General features: G+C 71.3%; 20 protein-coding genes and 1 riboswitch. Of the genes, 11 read left to right on the top strand and 9 right to left on the bottom strand.

All coding sequences use genetic code 11. The annotated features are described in order from the left end of the window. Window positions 1-40: 40 nt before the first annotated feature. Complete coding sequence (locus tag JOD64_RS15920; protein ID WP_204942947.1) at window positions 41-517, bottom strand: MarR family winged helix-turn-helix transcriptional regulator; 477 nt, start codon at window positions 515-517, stop codon at window positions 41-43. An 88-nt stretch (window positions 518-605) separates the two neighbouring features. Between JOD64_RS15920 and JOD64_RS15925 the strand changes: the two genes are divergently transcribed. Then, window positions 606-1,160, top strand: coding sequence for a carboxymuconolactone decarboxylase family protein (locus JOD64_RS15925; RefSeq protein WP_204942948.1), 555 nt, complete (start codon window positions 606-608; stop codon window positions 1,158-1,160). A 30-nt stretch (window positions 1,161-1,190) separates the two neighbouring features. Here the strand turns inward: JOD64_RS15925 and JOD64_RS15930 are convergent, their stop codons facing one another. Beyond that, complete coding sequence (locus JOD64_RS15930) at window positions 1,191-2,066, bottom strand: alpha/beta fold hydrolase (RefSeq protein WP_204942949.1); 876 nt, start codon at window positions 2,064-2,066, stop codon at window positions 1,191-1,193. 140 nt (window positions 2,067-2,206) lie between these two features. Here JOD64_RS15930 and JOD64_RS15935 point away from each other — a divergent pair, with 140 nt between their 5' ends. Next, window positions 2,207-3,667 (top strand): menaquinone biosynthesis decarboxylase, encoded by a 1,461-nt coding sequence (locus JOD64_RS15935; protein ID WP_204942950.1) that lies wholly within the window; start codon window positions 2,207-2,209, stop codon window positions 3,665-3,667. Continuing rightward, window positions 3,667-4,641 (top strand): menaquinone biosynthesis prenyltransferase MqnP, encoded by a 975-nt coding sequence (mqnP, locus tag JOD64_RS15940; protein WP_204942951.1) that lies wholly within the window; start codon window positions 3,667-3,669, stop codon window positions 4,639-4,641. The genes JOD64_RS15935 and mqnP overlap by 1 nt, the downstream gene beginning before the upstream one ends. On the opposite strand, the gene JOD64_RS15945 is transcribed toward mqnP, so the two are convergent. Then, window positions 4,630-5,613 carry a terpene synthase family protein gene (locus tag JOD64_RS15945; protein ID WP_204942952.1) on the bottom strand — a complete coding sequence of 328 codons (984 nt, stop codon included), beginning with the start codon at window positions 5,611-5,613 and terminating at the stop codon, window positions 4,630-4,632. The genes mqnP and JOD64_RS15945 overlap by 12 nt on opposite strands. A 149-nt stretch (window positions 5,614-5,762) precedes the next feature. Between JOD64_RS15945 and JOD64_RS15950 the strand changes: the two genes are divergently transcribed. Then, on the top strand, window positions 5,763-6,392 hold the full coding sequence (locus JOD64_RS15950) for a UbiX family flavin prenyltransferase (protein ID WP_204942953.1): 630 nt from the start codon (window positions 5,763-5,765) through the stop codon (window positions 6,390-6,392). Between the two features lie 124 nt (window positions 6,393-6,516). Here the strand turns inward: JOD64_RS15950 and JOD64_RS15955 are convergent, their stop codons facing one another. Then, a complete protein-coding gene (locus JOD64_RS15955) occupies window positions 6,517-6,783 on the bottom strand; it encodes a BldC family transcriptional regulator (RefSeq protein ID WP_204942954.1) in 267 nt (88 codons plus the stop codon). 269 nt (window positions 6,784-7,052) lie between these two features. On the opposite strand from JOD64_RS15955, the gene JOD64_RS15960 reads away from it, so the two are divergent. From JOD64_RS15960 to cds1, 3 genes are read left to right on the top strand one after another with little or no spacing between them, the layout of a single operon-like run. Continuing rightward, a complete protein-coding gene (locus JOD64_RS15960; protein WP_110566671.1) occupies window positions 7,053-7,511 on the top strand; it encodes an Lrp/AsnC family transcriptional regulator in 459 nt (152 codons plus the stop codon). Window positions 7,512-7,561: 50 nt separating this feature from the next. After that, entirely contained in the window at window positions 7,562-8,392 is an 831-nt protein-coding gene (locus tag JOD64_RS15965; RefSeq protein WP_204942955.1) for an SDR family oxidoreductase, read from the top strand. 31 nt (window positions 8,393-8,423) lie between these two features. Then, entirely contained in the window at window positions 8,424-9,515 is a 1,092-nt protein-coding gene (gene cds1, locus JOD64_RS15970; protein ID WP_204942956.1) for an L-cysteine desulfhydrase Cds1, read from the top strand. 16 nt (window positions 9,516-9,531) lie between these two features. Here the strand turns inward: cds1 and JOD64_RS15975 are convergent, their stop codons facing one another. From JOD64_RS15975 to JOD64_RS15990, 4 genes are all read right to left on the bottom strand, one after another. After that, a complete protein-coding gene (locus JOD64_RS15975) occupies window positions 9,532-10,152 on the bottom strand; it encodes a putative glycolipid-binding domain-containing protein (RefSeq protein WP_204946079.1) in 621 nt (206 codons plus the stop codon). 114 nt (window positions 10,153-10,266) lie between these two features. Then, window positions 10,267-12,114 (bottom strand): DEAD/DEAH box helicase, encoded by a 1,848-nt coding sequence (locus tag JOD64_RS15980; protein WP_204946080.1) that lies wholly within the window; start codon window positions 12,112-12,114, stop codon window positions 10,267-10,269. A gap of 365 nt (window positions 12,115-12,479) precedes the next feature. Continuing rightward, entirely contained in the window at window positions 12,480-14,165 is a 1,686-nt protein-coding gene (locus JOD64_RS33050) for a hypothetical protein (protein ID WP_239562047.1), read from the bottom strand. Window positions 14,166-14,261: 96 nt separating this feature from the next. After that, the gene (locus JOD64_RS15990; protein WP_204942957.1) at window positions 14,262-15,842 is read right to left on the bottom strand and encodes a C40 family peptidase; all 1,581 of its coding nucleotides are present in this window, start codon (window positions 15,840-15,842) and stop codon (window positions 14,262-14,264) included. A 239-nt stretch (window positions 15,843-16,081) separates the two neighbouring features. Here JOD64_RS15990 and mqnE point away from each other — a divergent pair, with 239 nt between their 5' ends. From mqnE to JOD64_RS16005, 3 genes are all read left to right on the top strand, one after another. Further along, on the top strand, window positions 16,082-17,251 hold the full coding sequence (gene mqnE / locus JOD64_RS15995; RefSeq protein WP_204942958.1) for an aminofutalosine synthase MqnE: 1,170 nt from the start codon (window positions 16,082-16,084) through the stop codon (window positions 17,249-17,251). Window positions 17,252-17,274: 23 nt separating this feature from the next. Next, complete coding sequence (locus JOD64_RS16000; RefSeq protein ID WP_204942959.1) at window positions 17,275-17,712, top strand: hypothetical protein; 438 nt, start codon at window positions 17,275-17,277, stop codon at window positions 17,710-17,712. Between the two features lie 73 nt (window positions 17,713-17,785). Further along, the gene (locus JOD64_RS16005) at window positions 17,786-18,082 is read left to right on the top strand and encodes a DUF4229 domain-containing protein (protein WP_204942960.1); all 297 of its coding nucleotides are present in this window, start codon (window positions 17,786-17,788) and stop codon (window positions 18,080-18,082) included. Between the two features lie 102 nt (window positions 18,083-18,184). On the opposite strand, the gene JOD64_RS16010 is transcribed toward JOD64_RS16005, so the two are convergent. Then, window positions 18,185-19,522, bottom strand: coding sequence for a C39 family peptidase (locus tag JOD64_RS16010; protein ID WP_204942961.1), 1,338 nt, complete (start codon window positions 19,520-19,522; stop codon window positions 18,185-18,187). A gap of 211 nt (window positions 19,523-19,733) precedes the next feature. Here JOD64_RS16010 and JOD64_RS16015 point away from each other — a divergent pair, with 211 nt between their 5' ends. Further along, window positions 19,734-21,614, top strand: coding sequence for a M14 family metallopeptidase (locus tag JOD64_RS16015; RefSeq protein WP_204942962.1), 1,881 nt, complete (start codon window positions 19,734-19,736; stop codon window positions 21,612-21,614). A gap of 187 nt (window positions 21,615-21,801) precedes the next feature. After that, a riboswitch (cobalamin riboswitch) is annotated at window positions 21,802-21,867 on the top strand. Window positions 21,868-21,950 lie beyond the last annotated feature (83 nt).

Genomic DNA, 21,950 nt, shown 5'->3' on the forward strand with positions numbered 1-21,950 from the left:
GCAGGTGGCGCGGGCGACGGGGCGAGCGTTCGTGGCACGGTCAGCCGCCGAACCAGCCCGGCACGTCGAGGCGGAACCAGTTGGCGGCGGCCATCGTGCGCAGGTCGTCCTCAAGGGCGTCGACCCGTTCCGGGCCCAGGGTCTCGGCCCAGCGCTCGCGCAGCCGATCGAAGATCTCCGCCGAGCGGCGTAACCCGTCGGCGCCGCGCGGTGTCACCCGGACCAGTCGGCGGCGGGCGTCCCGGGGATCGTCGATCCGCTCCAGGTAGCCGACGGCGACCAGCCGGTCGACCGTCTTGCCGGCGGCCTGCTTGGAGATGCCCAGCCGCTGGCCCAGCTCGGTGGCGGTGGTGCCGTCCACCCCCACGGCCTGGAGCACGAAGCCGTGCAACGGTCGCAGCTCCGGATGACCCTCCCGGGCCAGCTCGGCGTGCAGGTCGTCGATCAGCGTCCGGAAGCCGGCCAGCAGCAGGAGCGGCAACTGGAAGCCGGGACGCGCGGGGTCAGCGCTTGCCACGTTCGACAACCACGTTTACTATTTGGTCAACCACGTTGACCATCCTACGGGGTGCGTCCCTCGATCGATGCTCCGAGAGTAGGTAACCGTGTCCGTCTTCACCGCACACACCGCCGACACCGCGCCCACCGCCGCCCGTCGCGCCATCGAGGGAGTGCGCGGGCGGTTCGGCTGGCTGCCCACCCCGGTGGCGCTGATGGCCGAATCGCCGCAGTTGCTCGCCGGCTTCCTCACCGCCAGCGCGGGCTTCGAGCAGACCGACCTGGCACCGCTGGAGCGGGAGGTGGTCATCCTGGCGGTCTCCACCAGTCACGAATGCCATTTCTGCGTCGCCCTGCACACCGGCAAGATCACCCAGCTCGGTGCGACCACCGAGCTGATCACCGCGTTGCGCGCCGGCGGGCCCCTGCCCGAGCCACGGCTGGAGGCGCTGCGCCGGTTCACGCTGGCCGTGCTGGAGCACCGGGGCGCGGTGCCCGACGACGAGTTGGATGACTTCCTGGCCGCGGGCTACCAGCCTCGGCACGCGCTGGACGTGGTGCTCGGTGTCGGGGCGTACACCATCTCGACCTTCGCCAACCGGCTCACCCGCGCCCCGCTCGACCCGCCCCTGGCCGCCCACGCCTGGGCACCCGCCGCCTGACCTGAGCCGTGCCGCCTCGGCGACCCGTCGTCATTCCGGCAGGAGGAAGTCACACAGCAGGGCGAGCATCTCCTCGGGCCGTTCCTCGTACAGCCAGTGCCCGCAGTCCTCGACCACTTCACCCCGAACCGTCTCGGCGTACCTGCCGACCTGCTCGGCCAGCTTCGCCCCGAGGCTGGCGGACGCGCCGATCGCCAGCACCGGCATGGTCAGCCTCGTGCCCCGGTACGCCACGTTGTCGGCGATGTCCTGTCCGAAAGCCCGGAAGTAGCCGAAGCTGGCCCGCAGGTGCGCCGGGTCACGCAGGTGGCTCGCGTACTCCTCGACGCCCGCTGCCGCGATGCTGCCCTTGCGCACCATCAGGGCGTCGGTGAACCTGTCCACCCAGAGCACCTCGCGTCCGGTGACCACCTGTTCCGGCAGGCCGTTGCCGAGCGAGAAGAAGCCGAAGTTCCACACCCCCGGCCCGGCGGAGGTGAGCGCCGGAAGCGTGTAGACGTCCTCGTCGGGGATCGGCGCCTCACTGAGCACCAGGCGGCGCACCCGGTCGGGGTGGGCGGCGGCGTACGCGTACGCCACCATCGTCCCCAGGTCGTGCCCGACCAGCCGGAGGTCCCCGGTCAGGCCGAGTTGGTCGAGCAGCCCGTGCAGGTCGGCGGCTACGGTCTTCTTGTCGTAGCCGCCGCCCGGGGCATCGCTGCCGCCGAAGCCGCGCAGGTCGGGCGCCACCACCTCGAAGTGCCGCGCGAGCGCCGGCAGCAGAGATCGCCACATGTACCAGCACTGCGGATAACCGTGCAGCAGCACGAGCGTCGGTCCCTGCCCGCCACGGACGTAGTTGATCATGACTTCACCGACCTGCGCCCGCTGTTCGGTGAAGCCCTCCGGAACCCGTGCCTCGCCCATCGCCGCCCCCGTCTCGCCGGCCGCACGACTACCCGATAACCCGGCCGCCATGACCGGGCGACGTGGCCAAACGGGGGGCTTCCTTACATCACAGCACCCGGCTTGGGTGGATGTAGGCCTGGTGCGGGAGACTGGGCGGCATGGCGGCTCGTGGCTTCCCGTACACCGATCTCAAGGACTTCCTCGCGGCGCTGGAGCGCGCGGGGGAGCTGCGCCGGGTCGACGTCCCGGTCGACCCCACCCTGGAGATCAGCGAGGTGGTCACCCGCACCGTGCGAGCCGGTGGCCCGGCGTTGCTCTTCGAACGTCCGACCCGGGGCGAGATGCCGTTGGCGATCAACCTGTTCGGCACCGAGAAGCGGATGGCGATGGCTCTCGGCGTCGACTCGCTCGACGAGATCGGTGCCCGGATCGGCGCGCTGATCAAGCCGGAGCTGCCGGTTGGCTGGTCCGGTATCCGGGAGGGCCTCGGCAAGGTCATGCAGCTCAAGTCGGTGCCGCCGCGCAAGGTGAAGACCGCGCCCTGCCAGGAGGTCGTCTACCGGGGCGACGACGTCGACCTGGACCGGCTGCCGGGGCTGCAGGTCTGGCCCGGCGACGGTGGGATCTTCCACAACTACGGGTTGACCCACACCAAGCACCCGGAGACCGGCAAGCGCAACCTGGGCCTGTACCGACTGCAGCAGCACGGCCGCAACACCCTGGGCATGCACTGGCAGATCCACAAGGACTCGACCGCCCACCACGCGGTCGCCGAGCGGCTCGGGCAGCGACTGCCGGTCGCGATCGCGATCGGTTGCGACCCGGTCGTCTCGTACGCGGCCAGCGCGCCGCTGCCCGGCGACATCGACGAATACCTGTTCGCCGGATTCCTGCGCGGCGAGCGGGTGGAGATGGTCGACTGCCTCACCGTGCCGTTGCAGGTGCCGGCGCACGCGCAGATCGTGCTGGAGGGCTACCTGGAGCCCGGTGAGCGGCTGCCCGAGGGCCCGTTCGGCGACCACACCGGGTTCTACACCCCGGTCGAGCCGTTCCCCGTGCTGCACATCGAGGCGATGACCATGCAGCGCAAGCCGGTCTACCACTCGATCGTCACCTCGCAGCCGCCGCAGGAGGACCACGGCCTCGGCAAGGCCACCGAGCGGATCTTCCAGCCGCTGCTCAAGCTCATGATCCCGGACATCGTCGACTACGACCTGCCGGCCGCCGGTGTCTTCCACAACTGCGCGATCGTGTCGATCCGCAAGCGCTACCCGAAGCACGCCCAGAAGGTGATGAACGCGATCTGGGGCGCACACCTGATGTCGCTCACCAAGCTGATCGTGATCGTCGACGAGGACTGCGACGTGCACAACTACAACGAGGTCGCCTTCCGCGCCTTCGGCAACGTCGACTACGCGCGCGACCTGCTGGTCACCGAGGGTCCGGTGGACCACCTCGACCACTCGTCGTACCAGCAGTTCTGGGGCGGCAAGGCGGGTGTCGACGCGACCCGCAAGCTACCCACCGAGGGCTACACCCGCGGTTGGCCGGAGGAGATGCGCATGAGTCCGGAGATCACCTCCCTGGTCGACAAGCGCTGGAAGGAGTACGGGATCTGATGGCCACCACCGACAACCCCCGCGATCTTGCACTTTCGGCCCCCGATCCGTCCCCTTCCTCCCCTTCCGTCGGCACCGAAAGTGCAAGATCGCCGGGGAAGGTGCGGGCCTTCCTGGACCTCGTCAAGATCGAGCACTCCGTGTTCGCGCTGCCGTTCGCGTTCCTCTCGGCGCTCGCCGCCATGCAGGTCAACGGCGGCCGGGTGGGCTGGCTGGACCTGCTGCTGATCACCGTCGCGATGGTCGGGGCGCGGACGTTCGCGATGGCCGCCAACCGGATTCTCGATCGGCAGATCGACGCGCGGAACCCGCGTACCGCCGGCCGGGAACTGGTGACCGGGGCGGTGAGCGTGCGGACGGCCTGGACCGGCGCGGCCGTCGCGTTGGTGGTCTTCCTGGTCGCCGCCGCCCTGCTCAACCCGCTCTGCCTGGTGCTCGCGCCGCTCGCCGTGGTGCCGCTGGTCGTCTACCCCTATGCCAAGCGGTTCACCAACTGGCCGCACGCCATCCTCGGGGTCGCCCAGGCGGTCGGCCCGGTCGGTGCGTGGGTGGCGGTCACCGGCACCCTGAACGGCTCCGGCCCGGCCTGGCTGCTCGGCGCCGCGGTCGGGCTGTGGATCGGCGGCTTCGACCTGATCTACGCCTGCCAGGATTCCGAGATCGACCGGGAGATCGGCGTGCACAGCGTGCCCGCCCGGTACGGTCGGCGCTTCGCGCTGCACGCCTCCACGGTCGCGCACGTGGTGACCTTCGCGCTGTTCGTCTGGTTCGGCGAGCTGATCGGCCTGGGCTGGCTCTGGTGGATCGGGCTCGCGTTGACCGCGGTCGCGTTCGGCTACCAGCACCTGGTGGTCACGCCGACCGACCTCAGCAAGGTCAACCGGGCGTTCTTCACCGCCAACGGGTTCGTCGGCATCGCGCTGTTCGTCTTCGCCCTGCTCGACCTGGTGATCCGGCTCGACCTACGACCCTGAGGCTGGCCGAGCGGCGCCAGCGGGGTAGCGGGCGCTCTCCAAGGTCCAGTCGATGGTGCCGCGGACGGCGTACGCGACCCCGTCGAGATGGTCGGTGACCGCCTCGTCCAACGCCGGGCCGAACGACGGCACCGCGGCCCGCAGCGCGACGAAACGCCGCATCGACTCCCGCCAGCGCTCGGCCGCCCGCTCGACCGCCTCCGTCGACGGCACGGCAAGCTCGTCCTGCATGGCCAGGACCAGGTTGTGCCCGCCGGCGGTGGCCCGGTCCCGCTCCAGCGAGGCCAGGTCGTTGTACCAGGAGAGCAGATCGTTGCCGACGTGGCCGATCTGGCGCAGCAGCGGGTGGTGGTAGACCGGGTCGGGCAACGGTCGACCGCTGACGAACTCCGCCAGCGAGTACGACACCTCCGCCGCCGAGGTCGCCCGTCGTAGTTCGACGTACTCGTCGACGGTGGGTCGGTGGCCGGCCTCCTTGTTGACCGCCTCCCGCCAGGTGCCGTCGAGGTGGCGGGCCACCGAGTCGGCGAAGCGCAGCCGCCACCGCGACGGCATCCGGCGGCGCGGTTGCCGCCAGGCCAGCACCAGCAGCCGCCGTAGCGGGCCGTTCAGTCCGGCCTGACGCAGCCGGGGGCCGTCGTTCAGCAGCGCCAACGTGCCGTTGCGCAGTGCCCGGATCTGCTCCGGGATGAGTCGGTCCGACCCGTCGCAGGCGTCATCGACCAGGAAGAACCAGGTGAACAGGGCAGTCATGACCCGCAGGTCGGCTTCGGTCGCCTCCGGGTAGAGCCGCCCGGCGTACCGGGCGAAAGCTCCCCGGGCCAGCCGGTGCAGCGCCGCGTCGTCCAGCGGGAGGCCAAGCTCGGGCAGCAAGCCGAGCAGCCACTCCTGCACACGGTCGGCGTGCGGTGAGAGCCGGGACGGGATCGGACATTCGGCACGCAGCGCCCAGAGGATCTCGTCGGTCGTCACCGATGCCTCCTGTGCGAGATGGTGCCGGTGCGAATCGCCAGCGGCAGCATGTCAGGTCGACGGGATGCCTAGCTACCCGCCGGACATGTCGGAAGGGTGATCCCGGGGGTGCTCACCGGCGGACCAGCCGGACCAGGCAGGCTGGGGGCATGCGGGAACCATGGGTGGTCGGGGTCTCCGGGGCATCCGGCACGCCGTACGCGGCGGCCGTCATCGGAGGGCTGCTCGACGCGGGCGAGCCGGTGGACCTGATCGTGTCCCGGGCAGCGCGACTCACCTTGCTCGACGAGACCGGTCGGCCGTTTCGCGACGGGCACTGGGCCGAGGACCTCACCGCCTGGCTCGGCCGCGACCTGACCGGGGCGGACGTGCGGCACTGGCCGGCTGGCGACCTGGCCGCCGGGCCGAGCAGCGGCTCCTACCGGGTACGGGGGATGGCCGTGGTCCCGGCCAGCACGGCAGCCTGCGCGGGGATCGCGATCGGGCTCTCCAAGGACCTGTTGCAGCGTGCCGCCGAGGTCAACCTCAAGGAACGGCGGCCCGTGGTGGTGGTCCCCCGGGAGACACCGGTGACCCGCAGCCACCTGGAGCACCTGATCGCGCTGCACGACGCCGGCGCGGTGGTGCTGCCGGCCAGCCCCGGCTTCTACGGGGCCGGGGCGACGGCCAGCGCCCAGCAGTTGGTCGACTTCGTGGCCGGCAAGGTGCTGGACGCGCTCGGCGTCCCGCACACCCTGTTCCGGAGGTGGTCCGGTCAGCTCGGCGCGGCCCGGAGCTGAGCCGTCCGCTCAGCGAGCGCGGGCCGCCTGCCCAACGCGCGTCGTGCTGCCGCCCGGCCGGTTGGCCGAAGTGGGACGCGGACCGGACTGCTGTCCGGCCCGCGTTGCGTTTGTCCGCACCAGTTCAGTACATGCCGGCGTTGGCCGGACCCGGCCCCGTGGATGCGCCCGGCCCCACATTGCGTGGCTTTCCGACCTCGTCCACTTCGTCCAGCATGCCCTCCCCCTCAAGCAGGGCTCGCACCTCGGATTCCCGAAACCGGCGATGCCCGCCTGGAGTCCGGATGCTTCCTATCCGGCCGGCCGCCGCCCATCTCGTCACAGTCTTCGGGTCCACCCGAAACAGCGCGGCGACCTCACCCGGTGTCAGCAGGCGATCTCCAGTGTCCACAGCCCCCTCCTCGCGTCGACGAAGCCCCTGGCTGAACACACTGCCCCCGGCTGGTGCGAGCCCAGAGCCGTCATGAGGGACGTATGGCAATTACAGCACCAGGGACCTGGCCTGTCCGCCAAACGCGAAAAATGCACTGACTGGGAAGTTAGTAAATGCTACTGGTGCAACCCCTGCCTTCACCGTCTGTTTGTGAACAGTTACTCACTGCTCAGTCCAACGGATGCCGAAGGCGTCGCGTTACGCCTAACCGGTTAAGGTCACTCTCCGTGGACGCCATCGACCTGAGCCTCGTCGACCTGCTGCGCAGCAACGCGCGCCTCTCGTACGCCGAGTTGGCCCGACAGGTGGGCCTCTCGGCCCCGGCCGTACACGAGCGGGTCGGCAAGCTGGAGAGCAGCGGCGTCGTCCGCGGCTACCGCGCGGACGTGGCCCCGGAGGCGATCGGGCTCGGCGTCACCGCGCTGATCGGCATCGTCGAGGACTCCGGTGCCGACAGCGACGACATGCTGGAGTCGCTGCGGGTGCTGCCCGAGATCGAATCCTGCTACTTCATGGCCGGCGTGGAGTCGTTCCTGCTCAAGGCGCGGGTCGGCACGATCGCCGAACTGGAGCAACTGATCGTGCGGCTGAACCGGACGCCCGGGGTCGCGTCCACGCGCACCGCCATCGCGCTCTCCACCAAGTGGGAGAACCGGCCCCAGCCGGTCGGTCCGCCCGCGGCCTGAGAGCCGCGTACCCCTGGTGTCGCCCGGTCGGCCGGCGGTAGCGTGCGCCGATGACCCCGCCGGGACGTCGAGTGGCCGTGGTGACCGGCGCTGCCGGAGGTCTGGGCCGCGCCATCGCCACCGCGTTGCACGCCGACGGTTGGTCGGTGCTGCTCACCGACCTTGACGCGGCGGCGGTGGCCACCGCCGCGGCACCGCTCGGCGGATGGTCGGCTGTCCTGGACGTCCGGGACGAGGACGCCTGCGCCGACATCGCCGCGAGCGCGGCAAGCCGGGGCGACCTGGCTCTCTGGGTCAACAACGCCGGCATCCTGATCACCGGACCGTCGTGGGAGCACGACGGCCCGACCCGCCGCCGGGTGCTCGACGTGAACGCCCTCGGCGCGATGAACGGCACCCTCGCCGCGCTGGCCGTCATGCGCCGGCAGGGCCACGGCCACGTGCTCAACGTCGTCTCGCTGGCCGGGCTGGTCGCCGCGCCCGGCGAGACGGTGTACGCCGCCAGCAAGCACGCCCTGCTGGCGTTCAGCCTCGGCACCCTGTCCGACCTGCGGATGGCCGGGTACCGGCGGGTGCACATCTCCTGCCTCTGCCCGGACGGCATCTGGACTCCCATGCTGCACGACCGACTGGACGACCCGGGGGCAGTGGCCTCGTTCACCGGATCGATGCTGACCGCGCAGCGGGTGGCTGCCCGGGCAGTCCGGCTGGCCCGTCGGCCTCGCCCGGTGGTCAGCCTGCCTCGCTGGCGAGGAGCGCAGGTGCGTCTGCTGGACGCCCTGCCCGGGCTGGCCGTCGCACTGACCCCGCTCGTCCAGGCCGCCGGCCGGGCCGGTCAACGCCGCCAGCGCCGCCGAGCCGCGTCGCCGGACCGACGCTGACCCCCGCTGGCCTCCTTGCTACGTTTCCGGCGTGACTCATCTCGACCGGTGCGACGCGGCCAGCCGGACCTGGGTGACGGAGGCGATCGCCTCCGTCGAGGCGGACGCGAACCGCTCGGCCGACACCCACCTGCTGCCGTTCCCGCTGCCCCGGGAATGGGGGATCGACCTCTACCTCAAGGACGAGTCGTCGCACCCCACCGGCTCGCTGAAGCACCGGCTGGCCCGCTCGCTGTTCCTCTACGGGCTCTGCAACGGCTGGATCGGCCCGCGCACCACGATCGTCGAAGCGTCGTCGGGCTCCACTGCGGTCTCCGAGGCGTACTTCGCCCGGATGCTCGGGCTGCCGTTCATCGCGGTGATGCCCGCCTCCACCTCGCCGGAGAAGATCGCGCAGATCGAGTTCCAGGGCGGCCGTTGCCACCTGGTGGACGACCCCGCGACCGTGGTGGTCGAGGCCCGCTGGCTCGCCGAGGACTCCGGCGGGCACTTCATGGACCAGTTCACCTACGCCGAGCGAGCGACCGACTGGCGGGGCAACAACAACATCGCCGAGTCGATCTACGCACAGTTGGAGTTGGAGCGGCACCCGATCCCGGCCTGGGTCGTGGTGGGTGCCGGCACCGGGGGCACCAGCGCGACCATCGGCCGGTACGCCCGGTATCGCCGGCTCCCCACCAAGCTCTGCGTCGTCGATCCGGAGAACTCGGCGTTCTACCCAGCGTGGCTGGCCGCCGACTGGTCGGTGCGGACCGGGAAGGGCTCCCGGATCGAGGGGATCGGTCGTCCCACCGTGGAGGCATCCTTCCTGCCCTCGGTGGTGGATCGGATGGTCCAGGTGCCGGACGCGGCGTCGCTGGCCGCCATGCGCGCTGGCTCGGCGGTGCTCGGCCGCCGGGTCGGCGGCTCCACCGGCACCAACCTGTGGGGCGCGTTCGGCCTGATCGCCGCGATGCTCGCCGAGGGCCGGACCGGCTCGGTGGTCACCCTGATCTGCGACCCGGGCGATCGGTACGCCGATACCTACTACGCCGACGACTGGGTGGCCGCCCAGGGCCTCGACCTGACACCGCACCTGGCCACGATCGAACGCTTCCTGACCAGCGGCGCCTGGCCCGCCTGAGCACCGTTCGCGCAGTTCAGCGTGGGTCGATCCGTTCGGACAGCCCGGGGTAGCGCACCACGTAGCCGCTGTCGTCCAGATCGATGTCGGCGGTGAAGGTGCCGCTGGCGAACCGCACCCGACCCGGCCCGAGCCCGGTGTAGATCTGCTCGGCCGGCACCACCTCCAGGCCGGGCAGCAGCACCCACGCGACGGTGATCCGGTGTGCCAGGTCGGCCGGTTCGGCGGCCAGCCGGAGCCGGTGGACCGGCAGGGTGTTGAACAGCGGCGAACCACTCAGGTCGACGTCGAGCGCGTCGGCCAGCCGGTCCGGGTCATCGGTGCCCGGCAGACCGGCCCGGGGGTGACCGGCCGCGACCAGCGCGGCGTCCAGGTCGCCCTGCTCGGCGGTGGTCACCCGCCACCGGTCCGCGGCCCGCTCCAGCGTCACTCTGCGCAGCCAGCCCAGCCCTTCGGCCTCGACCTCGACGCGGGCGGTGGTCCAGTCCGGCGTGGTGGTGAGCTGGTAGCGGGCGGTCCAGGGGATCGGATCCACGGCGAGCAGGGTGCCCCGGGCCGCCAACCCGTGGCCGTCGTCGAGCAGCACCTGCTCGCTGCCCGCAGTGTCCGTCCGGGACCAGAAGATCGACTTCGGCATGGTCGGCATGAGCCGGACGTTACGCGACCGGGTCGGCATAGGCAGCACATGCGCGAACGCCGCCGCGAAGCGTGGGCTTCGCGACGGCGTTCGGTGGATCAGTGGATCAGTGGATCAGTGGGTACGTGCCGGCGGTCGCCCGCCGAAACCACGCCGGTCGTCGCGCTGCCGGTCGTCGCGCGGTCGCTCGTCCCGCGGCCGGTCGTCCCGACCACGACTCTCCGGACGGAAGCCGCCCCGGGTGTCCCGGTCGCCGAAGCGCCGCTCGCCGGTCGGCCGGTCGGCGCGACCGTCCCGGTCACCGAACTGCGGCCGGTCACCGAACCGACGCTCACCCTGCGGCCGGTCGCCGTGGCCCCGGGTGTCCCGGTCGCCGTAGCCCCGCTCGCCGGTCGGCCGGTCGCCGTAGCGGCGCTCGCCCTGGGGGCGGTCGCCGTACTGCCGGTCGCCCTGCGGGCGGTCGCCGTAGCGCCGCTCACCTTGCGGCCGGTCGCCGTAGCCTCGCTCGCCGGTCGGCCGGTCGCCGTAGCGGCGCTCGCCCTGGGGGCGGTCGCCGTACTGCCGGTCGCCCTGCGGGCGGTCGCCGAAGCGGCGCTCACCTTGCGGGCGGTCGCCGTACTGCCGGTCGCCCTGCGGGCGGTCGCCGAAGCGGCGCTCACCGGTGGGTCGGTCGCCGTAGCGGCGCTCGCCGCCCGTGCGGTCGCCGAACCTACGCGGGCCCCCGGACCGGTCGTCGAATCGACGCGAACCGCCGGAACGGTCGCCGTAGCCCCGCGGCTCCGCCTCGACGCGAACCGGGACGCCGCTCGGCTCGCGGGCGCCGACCAGCTCGGCCAACGCCGGGTCGCCGACCCGGACCCGGGTCTCGGCCGGCGCGACGCCGGCCTTCTCCATCATCGCCAGGGTGGTGCGGCGCTGCTTGGGCAGCACCAGCGTGGCGACCGCGCCGGACTCGCCCGCTCGAGCGGTACGCCCTGCGCGGTGCAGGTAGTCCTTGGGGTCCTTCGGCGGATCGACGTGCAGCACCAGGGTGACCCCGTCGACGTGGATGCCCCGAGCAGCCACGTCCGTGGCGACCAGCACGTTCATCCGGCCCTCACGGAACTCGGCAAGCGTCTTGGTGCGCATCCGCTGGGTCTTGCCGCCATGCAGACCACCGGCGCGTACGCCGACCGCCGCGAGCTGCTCGACCAGTCGGTCCACTCCGAGCTGGGTGCGCGCGAAGACCATGGTCCGACCGTCACGGGCGGCGATCGAGGCCGCCACCGGGAACTTCTCGTGCGGCGGGATCAACAGCATGTGGTGGTCCATGGTGGACACCGACGCGGTGGACGGCGCCGTGGAGTGGGTCACCGGGTCGGTCATGAACCGCCTGACCAACGCGTCGACGTCACCGTCCAGGGTGGCCGAGAAGAGCAGGCGCTGACCGTTCGCGGGCGTCTTCGCCAGCAGGTCGGTCACCTCGGGCAGGAAGCCCATGTCGGCCATCTGGTCGGCCTCGTCGAGGACCGTGACCTCGACGTCGTCGAGCTGACAGATGCCCCGCTCGATCAGGTCACCGAGCCGGCCCGGGGTGGCCACGATGATCTCCACGCCGCGCCGCAGCGCGTCGATCTGACGGTCGTACGGAACACCGCCGACGGCGGTCTTGAGGAAGATGCCGACGGACTTGCCCAGCGGCAACAGCGCGTCGTTGACCTGCATGGCCAACTCGCGGGTGGGAACAAGCACCAGGGCGCGCGGGCGCATCGGCCGGGCCCGGTTGCGGTTGGCCAGCCGGGCGATCATCGGCAGACCGAAGGCCAGCGTCTTACCCGAACCCGTCTGCCCACGGCCGAGCACGTCACGGCCGGCCAGCGCATCCGGAACGGTGGCCCGCTGGATCTCGAACGGGCTGGTGATGCCCTGCTGGGCCAGCGCGCGGACCAGCGGCTCGGGCAGGCCGAGGGAGGCGAAGCTGATCGGATCGGCGGTCGCCGTCGGAGCGGGCTCGGCCGGCTGGGCGGCGGTCCCGGCCGGCGCGGTGCCGGTCTCGCTCGGGGAGGCAGCGAGCTGCTCCCGGGTGGCGTCGGTCGCCGGGGCAGAGTTGGAAACGGACGTAACGGTGCTGTGGTCAGCAGAGGTGGTCAACAAAAGCCTTTCGAGCGGGGCGCATCTTCGCGATGGCCTGCCGCGGCTGTGCCGCCGGATCGCCCGCAAGATCGCCCATGGGCGCGCACCACGCGCGCCGGGTCAGTGATCTCAGCCAGTGTACGGCGATCCGGCGGAGCCGCCAGCCGGTTGCCCGACGGTAGTGGGCGGACTCACCATCGTTCCCACTCGGCGGCTCACCCGTTGAGCACGCTGCCCACCAGACCGTTCAGGGCGTCCCCGGCGAGCAGTACGACCATGATGCTGATCGCCACCAGCAGCCCCAGAGCGGCGGCCAGAACAATCATCACCCGGGCGTTTCCGGACCGTTCGGCCGGCGTGTCCGACCAGCCCTGGGCCAGGATGTGCCCGGTCAGCGAGCCGGAATTCTCCACCGCGTTGGCGGGAATCGCGATCGTGGTGAAACCCGGCCCCTCGCCGCTGCCGTAGACGGTGCCGGCCAGGTCAGAGCCACCGTCGCGTCGCCCTCCACGGGCACCGGCTGCGCCCTTTCCGGCGGATCCACCCGAAGGGCTGCCCGTCGGCACGCTCTGGCGCGAGTTTCCGCCACCGCTCCCGGTCGACACGGGAGCGCCGGTGGTGGACGGCGGCCAACTGGGCAGCGCTGGCGCGGGCACCACCGGCGGCGCGGAGACGGGTGTCTCGGCCCGCCCGCCGCTGGAGGTCGGGCGTGCCGTCCCAGCGGTGGACGCCCATCCGGCCGGCGGTGCGGAAACCGACGCGGTGGCCCGTACGCCGGGCGTGTCGGTCATCGCCGGCGGCGGCGGAAACGGCGGTGCCGGCATCGGGCCGGGCGGACCGGGTGGCGTGGGCACCGGCGGGCCGGGTGGCGGCACGGGCGGGGTCGGGACGGGCGGTGTCGGCGGGCCAGGGATGGGCGGCACCGGCGAGGGCGGCGGTACGGGTGGACCCGGAACGGGCGGAACCGGACCCGGCGGTGGCGGCGTGGGTCGAGGCCCCGGCGTCGGCATCGGGCCGGGCGGGTACGGCCCCGGGGCCGGCGCGGGCTCCGGTTCGGGTGGTGACGGCTGGGTCGGCCCGGGCCCGGGTGGTGCGGGTGCCGGCTCCGGATCCGGGGTGGGTGGCGTCGGCGGCTGGGCCGGCTCGGGACTCACCGGCCCGGCTCGGTAGACGGCCGGCGTGCTCTCCCGGGGGGCCGGGTTGCCCATGGCGCCGGCAGTGACCCGGCTGCTGCCAGGAACCGTGGCACTGGCACTGGCGCGGGCCGGTGCGGTCGAGTTGTTGCGCTGCCCGGGCAACGAAACATCGGCCGAGCCGGTCGCACGGTAGGTGGTCGCGGTGACCGGGGCGCTGGCCGGGAGATCACTGCGAAGAGCCCCGGCGGTCGCGACGCTGGCTCGGGCCCGTACCGGCGCGGCAACCTGGTCCGGGTGATCGTCGGCGGGCGCCGCCTGTCCGGCGCCCGGGTCGACGGCAGCCGGCTGTCCGGCGGCCGCATCGTCAACCGCCGGTTCGTCAATGGCCACGTCGATGGCCGCCGGTTCGTCGGTCCGTGGGTCGCCTGCGGCCGGTTGCTGGGTGTCCGGCTCGGGACGGTCCGCGGCGACGTTGGTGCCGACGGAGGCAGAGTCGGCGGAGGCAACGTCGGCGGAGGCGTCGTCACCGGTGTCGATGGTGGCACCGCTGGTGACCGGGGTGCCGTCAGCGGCGGCCGAAGCCGTGCCCTTGGCAGCCGGGCGGGCGTTCGAGACCACAGCGCTGGTGCCGGTGGCAGCCGGGCCGGCGTCGGCGGGGGGCACCGGGTCGGCGGCGTCCGGCCCTGGCGGGCCGGTTTGGTCGACCACGGGGTCGACAGTCTCCGCCGGATCACTCTGCTCGGCCATCTCCGCCCTCCGCGCCATGCTCGCACCCGGACCCGTGACGTCGAGTCGGATGTGCCTCGTTGTCACGGTGCCACAGATCTTGCCGAGCGGACAGCCGGAGCGGGTCGTGGCGGATCAGCCTGTCGCGCTGGGGCTGCCCGTCGCGCTGCCACTGGCCGTCGCGCTCGTGCTGGCCTCCGGCGTGGTCGTCGGGTCGGTGCTGCCCGGCGCGCTGGGTGGCGGCGGGGGCGGCGTCCGCGGCGTGGTGTTCGGGCTGGCCGTCGGGCTCGGCGAGGTGCTTCCGGTCGGCGTTGGCGTGGGCTTGGGCGTCGGCGTGGCGCTGCCGGTGGGCGTCGGGGTGGCTGACCCCGTCGGCGTGGGCGTCGGCTTCGTGGTCGGCGTCGGCTTCGTGGTCGGCGTCGGCTTCGTGGTCGGCGTCGGCTTCGGAGTGGGCGTCGCGCTGGGCGGCCTGACCGGCAGCGTTGGGACGGTCACGATCGGCGGCGCCGGCACCGCGCCGATCACGCGGGTGGCCGCGTACAGCCGGGACCAGCCGACGACCGAGATCTTGACGACGTCGCCGGTGGTGGGCGCCTGCACCATCTTCCCGTTGCCGATGTACATGCCGACGTGGTGGATCGTCGTCCAACTGCTGCCGGACGCGAAGAAGAGCAGATCGCCGGGGAGCAGCGCACTCTGCGGCACGGTCCGGCTCCGGGTGGCGGCGTACTGGTCACGGGCGACCCGGGGCAGGTCGAAGTAGTTGGCGCCCGGGGACCGGTACGCCGCCCACATCAGGCCGGAGCAGTCGAACTCGTCCGGCCCCTCCTCGGACCACTTGTACGGGTCGCCGAGCTGAGCGAGCGCGTATCGGACCGCGGCCAGCGCCCGGGGGTGCGCGGCCATGCCGCTGATGTTCTGGTTGTTGACGTACCCGGCGCCGATCTGCTGCTCGGTGGCTTCCTGCAGCCGTTCGATGGCGATCAGCTGGGTGGCGTTGTCCCGGCGCAGCTTGAGCAGGCTCGCCTCGGCCGTGCGGAGCGCCGTCTCGCCTGAGGTGAACTCCGCCTCGGCAAGGGCGAGCAGTTCCTTGGCTTCGGTGTGCTTCTGGTAGGCGGTCTGCTCCGCGGCACGGGCCCGGGCCAGATCTCCGGCCACTCCGGTGGTGCCGCCGTCGACCTTCTCGCCACGGGTGATCTGCTGCAGGCGGCTCAGCCCACGGATGTCCTGGGCGAGGTCGCCGGGCGGTAGCGCGGCGGCTGCCTTGACGGCGTCCGCGGCGGCCGCGTCGGCCGCCTGCTGGGCCCGGAGCAGGGCGTCCTGGGTGGTCGCGAGCACCTTGCCGGCAGCTTCGAGCTGAGCCTGCGCGTCGGTGCGTTTCTGCCGGCTCTTCAGGAGTGCGTCGCCGAGTGCGCCGACCTGGGTCTCGCCGGCGTAGATCTGCGCGGCCAACGGGCCGGTGCCGATGTTGCCGACCGGTGAGGACGGGATGCCGGCGACGGGAGCGCCGCCGGGCAGTTGGAGCGCGCCGACCGCCGGCGGGCGGGCGCCGATGTCCGGCACCGTCGTGGGCACTGCGGGGTCGGCGTACGCGGGAGTGGACAGCACGGCGGCGGCGATCGCGCCGAGCAGGGCTGCCCAGAGCTTCGGACGCAGCACCGGCGAGATCACCGGGCTCCGTCGTCGCTGCCGTCGCCCGCGCTCGCTGTCGACCATGCCGCTCCCCGTCTCGCCGCTCGTCGCCGCGCTCGGTGGGCGCGGCCGTCGGGACGGTACCAGTGTGTGTGTTCCGCCCCACCTTGTTACTACCGCACCTCGCCACCCTTGTCGATGCGTGGTCGGGTTACGGGAGGCTGAGAGTTCGGTGAAGTAGGTCGCTGTCGTCGACCGTGCCGCCGGGGTCGTCGGCCCCCCGACGTACGCTCGATCGGGACCGTAGGTGGAAGGGACGTGCCATGGACGCCGGACTCAAGCGTGAGCTCGAAGCGAAGGTGTACGCCGGTGAACGGCTGACCCGCGAGGACGGGGTCGCCCTCTACGACAGCGACGACCTGAGCTGGTTGGGGCGGCTCGCCCACCACAAGCGCACCGAGCTCAACGGCGAACGGGTGATGTTCAACGTCAACCGGCACCTCAACCTGACCAACGTCTGCTCGGCGTCCTGTGCCTACTGCTCGTTCCAGCGCAAGCCGGGCGAGAAGGACGCGTACACGATGCGCATCGACGAGGCGGTCCGCAAGGCCAAGGAGATGGAGGATGAGCAGCTCACCGAGCTGCACATCGTCAACGGCCTGCACCCCACGCTGCCCTGGCGTTACTACCCGAAGGTGCTGCGTGAGCTGAAGGCCGCGCTGCCGAACGTCAAGCTCAAGTGCTTCACGGCGACCGAGGTGCAGTGGTTCGAGAAGATCAGCGGTCTGAGTGCCGACGAGATCCTCGACGAGCTGATGGACGCCGGCCTGGAGTCGCTGACCGGCGGTGGCGCGGAGATTTTCGACTGGGAGGTCCGGCAGCACATCGTCGACCACGCCTGCCACTGGGAGGACTGGTCCCGCATCCATGCCCTTGCGCACAGCAAGGGCATGAAGACCCCGGCGACGATGCTGTACGGCCACATCGAGGAGCCCCGGCACCGGGTGGACCACGTGCTCCGGCTGCGGGAGCTGCAGGACGAGACCGGTGGGTTCGCGGTCTTCATCCCGCTGCGCTACCAGCACGACTTCGTGGACTCGGCGGACGGCAAGATCCGTAATCGGATCCAGGCGCGCACCACGATGGCCTCGCCGGCCGAGTCGCTGAAGACGTTCGCCGTCTCCCGGCTGCTCTTCGACAATGTGCCGCACGTGAAGAACTTCTGGGTGATGCACGGGCTGTCGGTGGCCCAGCTCTCGCTCAACTTCGGCGTGGACGACCTGGACGGGTCCGTCGTCGAATACAAGATCACGCATGACGCCGACTCGTACGGCACCCCGAACACCATGCACCGCGAGGACCTGCTGAACCTGATCTGGGACGCCGGTTTCCAGCCAGTCGAACGGGACACCCGCTACAACGTGGTCCGGGAGTACGACAAGGCCCCGTCGCTGGCCGAGCGGCGCGCCGAGCCGCAGCAGGTCTGGGCCTGAGCCACCACGTACCCTCGCAGTCGATGACCGAGCAACGCAGTTCCGAGCAGCAGAGCGGGTTTCCCCAGCGGGACGCCGAGGGGCGCATCCGTACCCTGGGCGATCTGCTCGGGGTGTGCCTGGCCGGCCTGGTCATCGGCGTGCTGGCGTTGGTGCTGTTCGACTGGGGGTTCGCCTCTCTCGGCGCCGGCGATTTCGGGCACACCAACGGCTGGCTGGCGGTGATCCTGCCGGCCTGGCTGTTCTGGGACGATTTCCGGGCCTGGGGGTTCGGCGCGGCCCGGGTGGTGGCGGCGGTGGTCGCCGCTGCCGTCGGGGTGTTCGTCGGGCTGCTGATCGCCGGTCTGGGCGCCGGGTTGCCGCCGCTGCTCTCCGGCGCGTTGGCGGCGGGGGCGTTCACGGTGGCGTATGCGATGGTCTGGTTCCCAGGCGTCCGCTGGCTGGCCCGCCGGACCGGCTGACCGTGACCGCCCGCCGGGCGGATCGACATTTCCGCCGGCACCGGCGGTCGACGGAGAGAACGGAGTGGTGCAGGTGAGCGCCGCGCTGAAGTACACGCTGGGCCGGATCGGGCTGTTCGTCGCCGTCCTGGCGGCCCTCTGGCTGATCGACATGGACGTGTTCCTGAAGCTGATCCTGGCACTGGCCTTCTCTGCCGCGCTCTCCTTCCTGCTGCTGCGTGGCTGGCGGGACGAGATGGCCGAGGAGATGGCCAGCGCCGCCGAGCGCCGCCGCACCGAGAAGGAACGCCTCCGCTCCGCGTTGGCCGGCGAAGACAACCCCAACCCGAACCCCACCCGCCCCACCGAAGGCCCAGACGCTCCGCGTTGACCATGAAGTTATTGCCCGATCGCTCGGCGTGTCGGAGCAATAACTTCATGATCAACGGCGTGCCCCTGGCCCTGGGTGGGTTGGGGTGGTGGGGTTGGGTGGTTACCAGTTGGTGGAGCCGGGGACCTTGGGCCAGGGCTTTGAGGTGGGCTTGATCAGGTACGCGATGCCGCCGGAGCCGCCGGAGACGCCGCCGCTGGCGTTGGTGCGCTTGGTCCGCAGCCAGATCTGCTCGAACTGCGCACGCTTGTAGACGTTGCGCACCACGTCGTTGCTGGACGAGGCGGGGTCGTTGACGATCACGTCGCCGTCGGCGGTGAAGCCGACCACCACGAAGAGGTGCCCGGAGGTCCCGTAGTTCGCCCCGTCCAGCTCACTGGCGAGGAAGGACTGGCTGGTCACGACGGGGATGCCGGCGGCGATGAAACGCTCCAGCTCGTCCAGCGAGTGCAGTCGGGTCACCCGACTCTCCAGCCCGGGGAAGCTGGCCGCGTACGCGGTGTTGAACGGCCAGTTGCCGGCGCCGTCGTACGCGTAGTCGTAGGTCATCCGGGCCGCGTGGTTGACCGTAGGGTCGGGGTAGGTCGGGTCCACCCAGGAGGTGTCGGCCGCCGACGGCTTGCGACCCCAGTACTCGACCACCATTTCCGTTGAGGTGGGTGAGCACCAGGCCTCGCCGCCGCCGTCGTACTCGGGATAGTGCCCGGAGTGCACGTTCTGCGAGTAGCGCGGCACCGGCAGCTCGACACCCCAGGCGATGTGTCCGGCGCTCGGCGTCACGGTGAACCGGTCCGGCACGGTGGAGCTCATCGCGCCGAGCATCCGCACGACCGGCGCGGCGCTCTGCCCGGGTGCCCGGTAGAGGGTCAGCCGCAGCTGGTACGACCGCAGCAGCACCCCGGCGGCGGCGTCGTCGATGCTGAAGGTGTCGGTCCAGATCGTCGAGAAGGGATCACCCTGCCCGTTGACGGTGGTCCGCTTGATGTCGGCGTCGCCGGATGCCCAGCGACCCATGACGTACCACGGGGTCTGGTTGCCGCTGGTGTATTGGCCCTGCATCTCCACCTGGATCCAGGTGCCGGCGGGGGTCTCCGCGTTCCAGGAGGCGATCAGCTCGGTGGCGTCGAACCCGACCCGGGTCACCGGCGAGGTCCACGTGCCGTATTCCCAGGTGCGGGTGGTGCCGGTGTGCGGATCGGCGTACTCGGTGGTGCCGGCCGGGCGGGCCAGGGTGAGGCCCGCTCGGGCGCCGGGCACCACGCGGGTGCCGGCCTGGCTGCCCCGGTGCCAGTCGGCGGGCCCGGACCAGTCCTGGAAGGTGATCTGCTCGTCGTGAGTGGGGGCGGGCGGGCGGCCCGCCGTCGCGGGCGCGGTGGTGGCGAACAGGGTGAGTGCGGTGACGCCGGCGATGGCGGCCGCGCGTAAGCGGGATCTGGCCATGAGTGCTCCGCGGTGTCGAGAGGGGCATCGTCGCTGGTCAGTTTTCCGCTCGGAGAGAAGTTTCGCCATACGTTCACGCATGGAAAATCATTGCCGCAAGGATGGTCAGCTCGGGATGCAATAGGCAGCGATCAATATTGATATGACCATGTGACAGGTGGTGAAGTGTCCTTCACCGAGCGGGATATCCCGCCCATCGAGGAGGTAGTCCATGGCCCTCCGCACGCCCATCCCCCTCCGCCGCGTCCTGGTGCTCGCTGTCGTCACCGGGCTGGGAATCGTCACCGTCGCCGCGGGTCCGGTCGCCGCCCGTCCGGCACCGGACCGCACCGCCGAGCCGGCCGCCGCCAGCTACCGTGTGCTCGGACCTCGAACCCTCGCCGACCGCAACGCGGTGGCCCGCACCGGAGCCGCCATCGACTACTCCGAACACGGGGTGCTGCACATCTCGGCCACCGCGGTTGAGGCTGCCGCGATCGGCAAACTCGGTTTCCGACTCGAACCGCTCGCCGCACCGCCCAACGCCGAGCGCGGCGCCGACGGGGTGGGCACGCTGGCCTTTCCGCCCGCCGACTCCAACTACCACGACTACGCGGAACTGACCGCCGTCGTGAACCAGGTCGTCGCCGACCATCCGGCGATCGCGCGCAAGATCAGCATCGGTTCGTCGTACGAGGGCCGCGACCTGATGGCGGTGAAGATCTCCGACAACGTGGGCACCGACGAGGCTGAGCCGGAGATCCTGTTCAACTCCCAACAGCACGCCCGTGAACACCTGACCGTCGAGATGGCGATCTACCTGCTCAACCTCTTCACCGACAGCTACGGTGGCGACTCCCGGATCACCAACATCGTCAACAGCCGGGAGATCTGGATCGTCCCGACGGTCAACCCGGACGGCAGCGAGTACGACATCGCCACCGGGTCGTACCGGTCCTGGCGCAAGAACCGGCAGCCCAACAGCGGCTCGTCCAACGTGGGCACCGACCTGAACCGCAACTGGGGCTACAACTGGGGCTGCTGCGGCGGCTCCTCCGGCTCGACCTCGTCGGAGACCTACCGGGGCCCGTCGGCGTTCTCCGCTCCCGAGACGCAGGCGCTGCGCAACTTCGTCAACGGCCGAGTGGTCGGTGGGGTGCAGCAGATCAAGGCCAACATCGACTTCCACACGTACTCGCAGCTGGTGCTCTGGCCCTACGGCTACACCACCGCGAACACCGCGACAGGGATGAGCGCGGACCAGTACAACACCTTCGCCACCATCGGCCAGCAGATGGCGGCCACCAACAGCTACACCCCGGAGCAGTCCAGCGACCTCTACATCACCGACGGGGACAGCCTCGACTGGCTGTGGGCCACCCACAACATCTGGGCGTACACGTTCGAGATGTATCCCGGCTCGTCCGGCGGCGGCGGCTTCTACCCGCCCGACGAGGTGATTCCGGCGCAGACCTCGCGCAACCGGGAGGCGGTGCTGCTGCTCAGCGAGTACGCCGACTGCCCGTACCGGGCCATCGGCAAGCAGGCCCAGTACTGCGGGGGCGGTGGTGGTGGCACCACGGTCTGGTCGGACACCTTCGAGACCGCCACCGGCTGGACCATCAACCCGTCCGGCACCGACACCGCCACCCTGGGCGCGTTCGAGCGGGGCGCCGCCCAGGCGACCACGTCCTCCGGCGCCAAGCAGCTCACCCCGTACGCCGGTGCCAACGACCTGGTCACCGGCCGGCTCGCCGGTTCCGCGGCCGGTGACTACGACGTCGACGGCGGCACGACCAGCGCCCGGTCCCCGGCGGTGACCCTGCCGTCGTCCGGCACGTTGACCCTCTCGCTGGCCTGGTACCTCGCGCACGGCTCGAACGCCTCGTCGGCGGACTACCTGCGGGTGAGCGTGGTGCACAACGGCGGCACCACGGCGCTGCTCACCCAGGCCGGCGCGGCGACCAACCGCAACGGGACCTGGGCGCTGGCCAACCTCAACCTCACCCCGTACGCCGGCCAGTCGGTCCGCATCCTCGTCGAGGCGGCGGACGCCTCCGGTGCCAGCCTGGTGGAGGCGGCTGTGGACAACGTCACCATCACGTCCTCCTGATCGGGTGGGGCCCCGTCCCGCCCCGACGGGGCCCCACCACCCCTTTGCGAACGCCAGTATCCCGGACATATGCCCCTCAGCTCCCGCCCTGCGGCACTCCGGCGGATCGGCTCGCGCCGATCGACCCTTGATCGATCCGGCACGTCGTGGCGGTGCGCTACCGTCTTAGCGACCCGTCCGCAGCGAAGCCGGTGCGAAACCGGCGCTGTCCCGCAACTGTGATGCCCCACCTCGACGGTGGGGACGAGCCAGGTCGCCTCGGATCGGTCGCGATACGCGCTCTCGAGGAAGGGCGCCTCGTGGGCGGGCGTACGAAAGTCCCTGTCGGCGAAGCAC

The organism is Micromonospora luteifusca (genome assembly GCF_016907275.1).
GTDB lineage: Bacteria > Actinomycetota > Actinomycetes > Mycobacteriales > Micromonosporaceae > Micromonospora > Micromonospora luteifusca.